The following is a 9562-nucleotide window of genomic DNA, read 5'->3' on the forward strand; positions in this document are numbered from 1 at the left end:
ATAAATTTCCCTAGCTACGGGACCCGAAATCCATAATCGAGAAAGTAGATGGCACGTGCACATCTGGATGATATTTCAACCTTTGTAGCGGTCGTGGACGCTGGCAGTTTTGTTGCTGGAGGTCGGTCGGTAGGCTTGACTCGATCTGCCGCAGGCAAGGCCCTGGTTCGTTTGGAGGCGCGTATGAGCACACGCCTGCTGAATCGCACCACCCGCGCAATTAGCCTGACGGATGACGGGCGAATTTTTTATGAACATTGCACGCAGGTTCTGGCTGCGCTTGAAGATGCTGAGGCTGCGGTAGGAGCACGATCCTCTAAACCCAGGGGCATCCTGCGGATCACGGTTCCTGATTCTTTCGGCCGCTTGTATGTGTTGCCGTTGCTGCACACGTACCTGATGCAGTGGCCAGAACTTGAGGCAGAAGTCAGTTTTACCGATAGAGCGGTTGATATCGTCGAGGAGGGATTTGACTTGGCTGTGCGAATTCAAGCGTCCAGCGCCAAAACCTATTTAGATGCTGGCCTTATTTCTCGAGTAGTGGCACGGCATCGCGGCGTGCTCTGTGCGTCACCTGCCTATTTACAGCGTCGCGGTGAGCCAAGCTCCGCAGATGAACTTTCCAGCCACGAGTGCGTGATGTTCAAAACCCGAACGCAGAGTCATGAATGGCGCTTACGCCGGCCTGGTGAGTCCTGGGTCAAGGTTGTAGGACGCAGTCGCCTGCGAGTTGATAGTGGTGAGGCACTTTTGGACGCAACGATTGCAGGTCTCGGTGTCGCCTACCTTCCCGGGTTTCTTGCAGATAAAGCGATAAGTGTAGGAGAGCTAAAGGAATTGCTACCTGCGTATCAGACGGAGTTTGCGCAAATACTCGCGGTTTATCCAAGCAAGCGTCACCTGCCAGCAAAGGTTCGTTACCTGATCGATTACATGGTTGAGCAATGGAAAACTGATTAATAATCGAATATTTCAATTATTGAAATTCATTGCTGTATTTGACATATTCCATTCGTGGTGGAATCATCCAGGCTCTTTCGTAAGTGACCGAGGAGATCCCTATGACTCACACTGTTGCTGACACCCTCGCACAGGCCTTGCAGCGGCATGGCATAAGCATGATTTTCGGCCAGAGCAATCCGACTGCATTGCTGCTGGCCGCTGAGAAGATCGGTATCAGGCAAGTCTTTTACCGCACTGAAAATGCTGGTGGAGTGATGCTGGATGGGTTTTCGCGGATCTCCAATCAGATTGGTGTGGTAGCCGCGCAGAATGGTCCAGCTGCGACCCTTCTGGTTGCGCCTATGGCAGAGGCGATGAAGGCATCGATCCCAATGTTGGTTTTGGTGCAGGAAGTGCCTGCGTCGACGCGTGATCGCAATGCTTTTCAGGAGCTTGATCATTACGCGTTGTTCACTGGTGTTTCGAAATGGACACGGCGTTTAGACGACCCGACACGTGCTGATGACTACGTGGACATGGCTATCACTGTCGCCAACAGTGGCCGGCCCGGGCCAGTGGTTCTGCTGCTGCCGAAGGATGTTCTAGACCTCGACTCAAAGCCCGCCAGATTTCCTCGTCGTGCCAATTTGGGCAAGTTCCCGCTTGATCGCCCTCGACCTGCAAGCGAGCCCGTGGCTCAGGCTGCAAAGTTGTTGGCCAATGCGCGTTCCCCTCTGGTTATCGCTGGCGGCGGTATCCATATATCGCAAGCGATCGAGGAATTGGCAACCTTGCAAAAAGTCGCGTATTTACCGGTTGCCACCACGAACATGGGCAAGGGCGCGATTGATGAAAATGCACCCCTTTCCTTGGGGGTGGCCGCTAATATCACGGGCAAAAATGGACCCGCACGCTTTCAGCGAACACTGATTTCGAGCGCCGATGTTGTTCTGTTTGTCGGTACTCGCACTAACGAAAATGGTACCGATGCCTGGACGCTCACAGACCCCGACGCGCTATACATCCATATTGATGTCGATGCTCTTGAAGTTGGTCGTAATCACGAGGCGCTTCGCTTGGTGGGTGATGCTCGGGCGGCGCTGGCGGATTTAACCGAGTCACTCAAATCATTGGATCTGTCCAAGCGTGAGAACGCGTACAAAGGGCTAGTGGCCAGCATCGAAAACGGCCGTCGTCAGCATGTCGAGCAAGTAGCATCTCTGGTGAGTTCCAATCGCACTCCCATAGCGCCAGAACGTCTTTTGGCGGAGCTGGACGCAGTTCTTACCCCTGACGATATAGTGGTAGCTGATGCGAGTTACGCGTCAATATGGGTGACCAGCTATCTAACCGCCAAACGGGCAGGCCAGCGATTCCTTGTTCCTAGAGGGCTGGCCGGACTTGGCTGGGGACTGCCACTTGGCATCGGGGCAAAGCTCGCTTCACCTGAAGCTCGGGTGATTTCGATTGTTGGTGACGGTGGGTTTGCTCATGTCTGGTCGGAGATCGAAACTGCGGTTCGTGAGGAAACGCCAGTAGTTGTGATAGTTCTCAATAACAGCATTTTGGGTTATCAGCGTCACGCAGAAAACGTCATCTTTGGACAAGCCACAACCGCCATCGAATTTCTGGATGTTGACCATGCTGCAATTGCACGCTCGGCTGGTGCACAAGGAGTACGGGTCGCACATCCGGGTGACATTGCCCCTGCTCTAGCAGAGGCGCTAGCTTCGGGGAAAACAACGGTTCTGGACGTTATAGTCGACCCTGATTCCTATGCACCAGTCCGGGCTTGGGATGGTCAGGATGAGTGCATAAATGCATAATCATCTGATGTGAGTACACCTCATGCCGACAAAGTAAGTTTATGTCTAATCAACCCACCCTGCAGACAGTCGAGCGCGCGCTGACTTTCCTTGAATACGTTGCTGCGGCCTCCGAACCGCCGACTGTTCAGGACGTCTCAGTTGCGCTCAAGCTGAATATCACTACTTGCTACCACCTGATGCGCACGCTGTTGGCACGCGGATATCTTGAGCGTCGTCAAAATGCGACACTCGCCTTGGGCAATAAAGTGAGCACCCTGTATGGCGCTTATCAACAAAGTTTCAGTATTAACGAAAGTCTCGCAGCGACAGTCAACCGACTGGCTGATGAAACCTCTGAAACTTGTTACTTCTCTGCACTGGAGGGGGGGAGTGTCATCATCAAGGTGCTGGTGGAGGGGTCTCAACCTCTGCGTGTCAGTGGTTTGTATGTAGGGCTGACTGGTAACGAATATCGCCGCTCATCTGGACGGGCGGTGCTCGCTCATGTGGGAGCAGAGAAGAGAGCCATGATACTCAATAGCTTGTCTGGGCTTTCACTGATCGTACGAGAGTCCATTACCAAAGAGCTTGAGCAGGAGCTTGAAGCAACTCGTCAACGAGGTTGGTCGATGGACGGAGAACAGACGGAGCTGGGAATTTCCAGCATTGGCGCACCTGTATTCGATTCAGAAGGTGAGGTCTACGGAGCGGTTGGTGTTGTAGCTCCGACCTTTCGAATGGATCGCTCGAAGTCAGAACTCATAAGTTTTGTCACTGCAGCAGCTAGAGAAGCTACAGGAATGTTGTGCAACGTAAAAACAACGAAGTAAAAATTTTTTTGAGATGGGGTAAAAATAGCGTCATCATGTCTGCCATGATGTAATTGCAAAAAGTTCTTGTGCGAGGCAAGAGTATTGCTCCCCTCGCATATGCAATATGCATATTTTATTCATGCATTTTCTGGAAATTTTTTAAATTAAAGCTAGTCCGATTTTCAGTTCTGTGTTGTGAAACCAATCATCATTTAGATTTTAGTGCTCCTTATTCGATAATGCAGTTAAAACTTTCCATTTGCGGCATATATCGTGTATGGCATGACGTGTTCGAGTGCCTGCTTTATAGGTTGAACCGCATTGGCTTTTCGCTGTAAAGCGCCATTTTCACTGCCCAAGCGGAGCTTGGATGATTGCCCGCTTATCTATATGGGGGGTTGTTACTAACATATAAACATTCTATCTATTTTTAAGTCGTGCTTCCATCATAAGCAAAGGAGTATGAAGTAATGAAGTTGTCTCTATCAACGCTGGTCAATCGCAGTGTCGTTTTAGCATCGCGTCCTCATGGCTCTCCCACCGAAGCGAATTTTCGCATTAAGCAAGCTTCGATTCCAGAACCTGGGGAGGGGCAGGTGCTTCTGCGTACCGTCTATCTGTCACTTGACCCATACATGCGTGGCCGCATGAACGATGGACCGTCCTATGCCCCATCGGTGGAATTGGGGGCGGTAATGGTAGGGGGCACTGTGTGCCGTGTGATTGCTTCAAATCATTCCGTATATAAACTAGATGACTGGGTGCTGTCTTTCAGCGGTTGGCAGGAATATGCGTTGTCCGATGGCGCCGATCTGACCTATCTAGGGGCGTCTCCCGAACATCCGTCTTATGCCTTGGGTATCCTCGGTATGCCGGGTTTCACAGCTTATACGGGCTTGCTTGATATTGGTCAGCCAAAGGCTGGCGAAACGCTGGTGGTTGCTGCAGCTACCGGCCCGGTAGGAGCAACTGTGGGGCAGATCGGCAAAATCAAGGGGTGTCGTGTTGTTGGTGTTGCGGGCGGTGAAGAGAAGTGCCGGCATGCGGTGGAGGTGCTGGGTTTCGATGTTTGTCTGGATCACCGCGCATCGAATTTTGCCGAACAACTGGCTAGCGCATGTCCCGATGGTATCGATATCTACTTTGAGAATGTGGGCGGAAAGGTGTTCGACGCGGTACTGCCGTTACTCAATCCAAAGGCCCGAGTGCCGGTCTGTGGAACTATCGCGCACTACAACGATACTGCTTTACCAATCGGTCCAGATCGTCTGCCCATGCTGATGAACGCCATTCTACGCAAGCGTATAAAAGTGCAGGGGTTTATCGTTTTTGATGAATACAGTAGCCGGTATGACGAGTTTTTTAAGGATATGTCGAATTGGTTAGCTGAGGGTCGAATTAAATATCGTGAAGAGATAGTTAGTGGACTAGAAAAAGCACCATTAGCCCTCATTGGTTTATTGGAGGGTCGAAACTTCGGGAAAGTGGTTGTTCGCGTAAATGCTGATGACTAATCTAGCCTCGTCGAGCGATACCGGTACTTGGATGGCTGAGGTCGAGGCTGTTTAAGATCTTGCACTGCTACTCAAACTTCTAAGTGGCAGGGTCAGTTGCTTTTGCATGATGCTGAGTTAAATTTCAATTTTACTCAGCATCATGCAATGCGGTGGCAGCCTCGTCGCTACAGCCAGTTATCTGGAGCCTCATGAGTCCAATATTTAAGTTTTGGTCGAGTTGTTATTGCAGTCTGCGGTCAATCCACATCACTGATTTTCCGATCTGTTGACGGCTTTCAATTCGGGAGTGGACCTTCTGCACTTCCTCCATGGCGTAGTGGCCTTCGATGTCGATGGTTAATGCCCCTTCAGGACTGCAGCAAACACCGCATCGGCGCGCCGTTGCACGGTGGGACCGTCTGCCATATGGTCGGCAAGCCGGGGGCGTGTCAGGAAGAGCGAGCCGGCTTCTCCTAATTCCATAGGATCGAGGTCGGGCAATGAGCCGGAAACGTTGCCATAATTTACGACTAGGCCGCGAGTTCGACAGGCCCTGAAGCTATCACGCAGAGTGGCTTTTCCGACCGAGTCGAATACCACATCGACTCCGTGGGTCGCCTCCCGTATACGATCAGCAAATCGGCCATCGTCATATTTCATCGCATGGTCCGCACCTCGTTCGAGGGCGACCGCGCATTTGTGCGGGGTACTTGCCGGTTGCGAAGATTTCGGCTCCAAACCGCTTTGCCATCTGCACCAGCAACTGGCCGATGCTGCCGGACGCGGCGTGAATCAGGCAGGTGCTGCCCAGCTGCAGCCGAGCGATATCCTCTACCAGATAATGGGCGGTTGAATCCTGGAAAATTGCCGCCGCCGCGAAATCGTAAGAAATCGCATCAGGGATTTTTGCCAGTCGCGCAGCCGGAATGCTGGCGTACTCGGCGTAGGCACCCCAGGCAATGCACCAGGCGACTCGATCACCTGGAAAAAAGCCCCCACACCCTCACCAGCTTCAACCACTTCGCCAGCACCCTCCATGCCGAGCGTGCACGGCAGACGGACCGGATAGGTCACGGAAGTAGCGTATTTGCCCTGGCGGGTGTGCAGGTCCATGAAGCTGATACCTGCGCAAGCGACCTTGACTAGCACATGGCCAGGCGTCGCCCGGGGACGGGGCATGTCCATGCGCATTTGCAGTACGTCGGCACCGCCATAGTTTTCGATCATGATCGCTTCCTTTCGGCTTCGCTCCATTCACACAAGGTTCTCGCCGGGATGGTAAAACAACAAAATCAGTACGAGTATTACCGAATAATTCACAGTATCTGATCGGAAATAACCCGATGTTCGATTGGCAGGATCTTTATTTTTTACCGTTCTGGCGCGAACCAAATCGCTTTCGGCGGCGGCGCGCGAACTGGAGGTCGAACACGTAACCGTTGGCCGACGAGATGATGCATTGGAAAAAGCACTCGGCCTGAGGTTGGTCGATCGCCTTTCCAGAAGTCGTCCACTGACCGAAGAGGGGCGGGCACTGGCCGCATTGGCCGAGAGCATGAGTACGCTCGCCACTGACATTGAGCGGCTCTCGCGAATGGCCTCCATCGATGTAGCGGGTACTGTAAAAGTCAGCGCACCACCGTAGATTGCGACGCATTGCATCACGCCCAATATCCCGCGGCTTAGATCCCTCCATCCACGGCTCAACATTGTCCTGTTACCGTCTACGAGGCTTGCCGCGCTGGACAAGGGCGAGGCGGACATTGCCATACGTACGGTGCGCCCTGAAGAGAACGCACTAGTGCGCAGGAAAGTTGGCAAGGTCAGGTTCGGGCTTTATGCCACGCCATCGTTCAGAGACCTGGCCGAGGAGCGGTGGACATTCATCGCCTATGACCAGGCTCGCGATCATCTCCCACAACAGGCGTGGCTCCATCAACTGCGTGGCAACCGAAGTGTGGTGTTCGCAGCCAGTGACTTGGCATCTCAGCAAATGGCGGCGCGACTGGACGTCGGTGCGGTGGTGTTGCCTACCATCGTCGGAGATCAGGATTCGCCACTGGTTAGATTACCCGTCAGTACAGAGGGGCCGACACGGGACGTCTGGCTGGCCGTTTATCCTGACTTGCGGCGGTCCCCCGCGGTGAAAGTCGTAATGGATTTTTTGGTGGACTGTATCCAGGCGGAGCCACTGTTGGGTTAGCTATTAATATTGGCATCGTTCGCCCCTCTTATGTAGGGCACTGGCAATCGGATACGAGTGTGCGCTTTCGTCACACTGCGTGTAATACCGATCAGTTACGGGTGCTGGTAAAATTCGCTGATTACTTGTTCGGAGAACAAACGATGTCGGACCGTAAAATCATCATTCCCGAAGCCATGAAACCCGTCGTCGAACGTGCGAGTTACGCTCCTGCAGTTTTGGTCGGCGATACACTGTACTGCGCCGGTCAGGTGGGGAGAACACCTGAACTGGCCGTTATCCAGGACCCTGAGCAACAGTTCATTAGCGCTTGGGAAAATCTGAGTTGCGTACTGGACGCTGGAGGCTGTGGCTTCGAGGATGTGGTCGAGATGACTACCTATCACGTGGGTATGTCGCAGCACATGGCTTTGTTTCGCGAAGTAAAAAATCGCATATTTCCAAAAGGCCAGTGCGCTTGGACTTGCATAGGGGTGAGCGAGCTGGCTCATCCTGGCCTTTTGGTCGAAATCAAGTGTATCGCCGTGCGGCGAGCAGGTAATAGGTGAAGTAACTCTTCACGTTCAACAATCCTCCACTCCATCTTCGCGCAGGATCTGCATCACTGGAAGCTCGTGGCTGGATTGGCGCTTTCGGGCCAGGTTTAAGTGCCAAGACTCGCGCGGTGCAGGCCCTGACTGAAGTGGGGCTGGCGGATCGGCTGCAAGCCGACCCGGCCACGCTCTCCGGTGGCGAAGTGCAACGGGTGGCATTGTCCCGTGGCCGTGCGCGAGCCCAAGTTGCTGCTTCTGGATAACCCCTTCGCCGCGCTCGATGCAATAACCCGGATTCGCATGCATCTCCTGAGCTCAACCGCGATCGCGCATTCCGATCCGTTTGACTGAATACCCGCGCGCCTGATCGTGAGAATGGTAATACGTGTCCTGTGTGGTACTGAGATTGCTGTGCCGTAGATCCACCTGGGGGTCTTTAGCGTCACGCAGCGGCGCATCGAACGTCGCAGAGGTATGGCGCAACCAATGCGCAGACGCCACCAACAAGCTGTCCATTTCATGCTTCTCACGCCCCTCACAGCTCATTCTCTCCAGTGCTTTGTCGAAGACGATTTGGAGGAGGGCGCGAACCTGCCGATTCACTTCGCCGGATCGCTACGCAGCAGAAAACGGGCTGCGGCGATCATGAGCTTGATCCAGTCGGCGCGGCTCAACTGCATGTTCCGTATGCCTATTTGAAGGACGTCGTCACGCGCCTGTCGACGCAGCAGGACAGTGAGATTTCCGAGTTGCTACCGCACAGATGGACGCGAGAGTATTCAAAAAAGCTTAACCGTTACGCTGGCCAAAGAAATATGGGAAGGTTTAGCAAAAACTAGCGATGTATAGCGGCGCATAGTGCAAGCACCTGGGTCCGCGTAGTCAGTGCTTGGATTCGGCCTGAATAGTTTGATGGGTGTTCGGAACTCTCAATTCTAATGGTATTGCTCTCATTTCTGATGCTCACCGACGGACAACAAGCAACACCTCACAACCAGATACATTATTTAACATAATATACATTATGCGTAACTAGATATTGCGTACTGGGGCCATCCCTGGCATGCTTCTAAAGACGAGTCCCAAGGATTGCGTCTTGTTCAGTACCAACCGAACCCAAGGACGATTCATGAAACGGATGTCGGTGATCTTGATGATTTGCAGCAGCGCGAACGCATGGGCTGCAGATCCTGTAGTGACTCCTTTCGTGGTACAACTTCAACGCACGGCAAACGCTAGCCTGTGCGAAAGCTACAAAGGCGACAGATCGCCGATGGGCTTGGCAATGAACAAACAATGCCGCAATCGAGCACACGCAGAATTCGAAGAAATCCAGGATGAGAAACCCCTCAGGGATTGTATGAAGCCAGGAAACGTAATCGACGATGACGTTAGAAAATGTATGAAGGGATTGTGAGTGGTATTTAGGCGGTTAGATCTCAGGTCTTGTTTTGAAACGAGTACTAAACCTACTTGTTTCGAAGGTTTATGCTTGATCGGTACAATTTCGGAACATTTCATTTGATATCTATTGAAGGCGTGATTTCGCTGAGTCTAAGGCTGCCATGCCGCCGATCACGAGTTACTATGGATGTCGACAGAAAAGATAGAGTGATAGACCGCCTCCTCCCGCTTTCGTCCACACCTATTTTTAGTAAACTAATAATTAGCTCAACTAAACAACTATTTAGTTGAGTTGTAATCAGTTGTGCTATGCGGCGCAACGTTTGACTTCTGCATACGATCTGAACTGGCCTAGCTGCTAATC

General features: G+C 52.5%; 9 protein-coding genes and 3 pseudogenes. 10 read left to right on the plus strand and 2 right to left on the minus strand.

Annotated elements, in window-relative coordinates:
* Positions 1-48: 48 nt before the first annotated feature.
* The 4 genes from M0974_RS27915 to M0974_RS27930 all read left to right on the plus strand — a co-directional run bounded on the left by M0974_RS27915 (position 49) and on the right by M0974_RS27930 (position 5076).
* Entirely contained in the window at positions 49-960 is a 912-nt protein-coding gene (locus tag M0974_RS27915; protein WP_297844818.1) for a LysR family transcriptional regulator, read from the plus strand.
* 101 nt (positions 961-1061) lie between these two features.
* The gene (locus M0974_RS27920) at positions 1062-2768 is read left to right on the plus strand and encodes an acetolactate synthase catalytic subunit (protein ID WP_297844820.1); all 1707 of its coding nucleotides are present in this window, start codon (positions 1062-1064) and stop codon (positions 2766-2768) included.
* Positions 2769-2809: 41 nt separating this feature from the next.
* The gene (locus tag M0974_RS27925) at positions 2810-3580 is read left to right on the plus strand and encodes an IclR family transcriptional regulator (RefSeq protein ID WP_297844822.1); all 771 of its coding nucleotides are present in this window, start codon (positions 2810-2812) and stop codon (positions 3578-3580) included.
* A gap of 458 nt (positions 3581-4038) precedes the next feature.
* Positions 4039-5076, plus strand: a complete 1038-nt coding sequence (locus M0974_RS27930) for an NADP-dependent oxidoreductase (RefSeq protein ID WP_297844832.1) — start codon at positions 4039-4041, stop codon at positions 5074-5076.
* 223 nt (positions 5077-5299) lie between these two features.
* Here M0974_RS27930 and M0974_RS33400 read toward each other — a convergent pair.
* Positions 5300-6312: pseudogene (locus M0974_RS33400) on the minus strand (quinone oxidoreductase).
* Between the two features lie 97 nt (positions 6313-6409).
* On the opposite strand from M0974_RS33400, the gene M0974_RS27945 reads away from it, so the two are divergent.
* From M0974_RS27945 to M0974_RS27960, 4 genes and pseudogenes are all read left to right on the plus strand, one after another.
* A complete protein-coding gene (locus M0974_RS27945; protein WP_297844828.1) occupies positions 6410-6703 on the plus strand; it encodes a LysR family transcriptional regulator in 294 nt (97 codons plus the stop codon).
* A gap of 27 nt (positions 6704-6730) precedes the next feature.
* Positions 6731-7261: a substrate-binding domain-containing protein gene (locus M0974_RS27950; protein WP_297844834.1), complete on the plus strand. Its 531-nt coding sequence runs from the start codon at positions 6731-6733 to the stop codon at positions 7259-7261.
* A gap of 143 nt (positions 7262-7404) precedes the next feature.
* Positions 7405-7809, plus strand: a complete 405-nt coding sequence (locus M0974_RS27955; protein ID WP_297844830.1) for a RidA family protein — start codon at positions 7405-7407, stop codon at positions 7807-7809.
* A gap of 101 nt (positions 7810-7910) precedes the next feature.
* Positions 7911-8106: pseudogene (locus M0974_RS27960) on the plus strand (ATP-binding cassette domain-containing protein); the annotation flags it as partial.
* Positions 8107-8109: 3 nt separating this feature from the next.
* On the opposite strand, the gene M0974_RS27965 reads toward M0974_RS27960, so the two are convergent.
* On the minus strand, positions 8110-8310 hold the full coding sequence (locus M0974_RS27965) for a hypothetical protein (protein WP_367279060.1): 201 nt from the start codon (positions 8308-8310) through the stop codon (positions 8110-8112).
* 87 nt (positions 8311-8397) lie between these two features.
* On the opposite strand from M0974_RS27965, the pseudogene M0974_RS27970 reads away from it, so the two are divergent.
* Both M0974_RS27970 and M0974_RS33405 read left to right on the plus strand, forming a co-directional pair.
* Positions 8398-8633 (plus strand): annotated as a pseudogene (locus tag M0974_RS27970) (transposase domain-containing protein); the annotation flags it as partial.
* A gap of 290 nt (positions 8634-8923) precedes the next feature.
* Entirely contained in the window at positions 8924-9211 is a 288-nt protein-coding gene (locus tag M0974_RS33405) for a hypothetical protein (RefSeq protein ID WP_367279061.1), read from the plus strand.
* The last annotated feature ends 351 nt before the right edge of the window (positions 9212-9562 follow it).

It is taken from the genome of Pseudomonas sp. (genome assembly GCF_026224925.1).
Lineage (GTDB): Bacteria > Pseudomonadota > Gammaproteobacteria > Pseudomonadales > Pseudomonadaceae > Aquipseudomonas.

Excerpts from the sequence above, each read along its gene's own strand:
- M0974_RS27915 (WP_297844818.1), top strand. The coding sequence starts at position 49 with ATGGCACGTGCACATCTGGATGATATTTCAACCTTTGTAGCGGTCGTG.
- M0974_RS27920 (WP_297844820.1), top strand. The coding sequence starts at position 1,062 with ATGACTCACACTGTTGCTGACACCCTCGCACAGGCCTTGCAGCGGCAT.
- M0974_RS27925 (WP_297844822.1), top strand. The coding sequence starts at position 2,810 with ATGTCTAATCAACCCACCCTGCAGACAGTCGAGCGCGCGCTGACTTTC.
- M0974_RS27955 (WP_297844830.1), top strand. The coding sequence starts at position 7,405 with ATGTCGGACCGTAAAATCATCATTCCCGAAGCCATGAAACCCGTCGTC.
- M0974_RS27965 (WP_367279060.1), bottom strand. The coding sequence starts at position 8,310 with ATGGACAGCTTGTTGGTGGCGTCTGCGCATTGGTTGCGCCATACCTCT.
- M0974_RS33405 (WP_367279061.1), top strand. The coding sequence starts at position 8,924 with ATGAAACGGATGTCGGTGATCTTGATGATTTGCAGCAGCGCGAACGCA.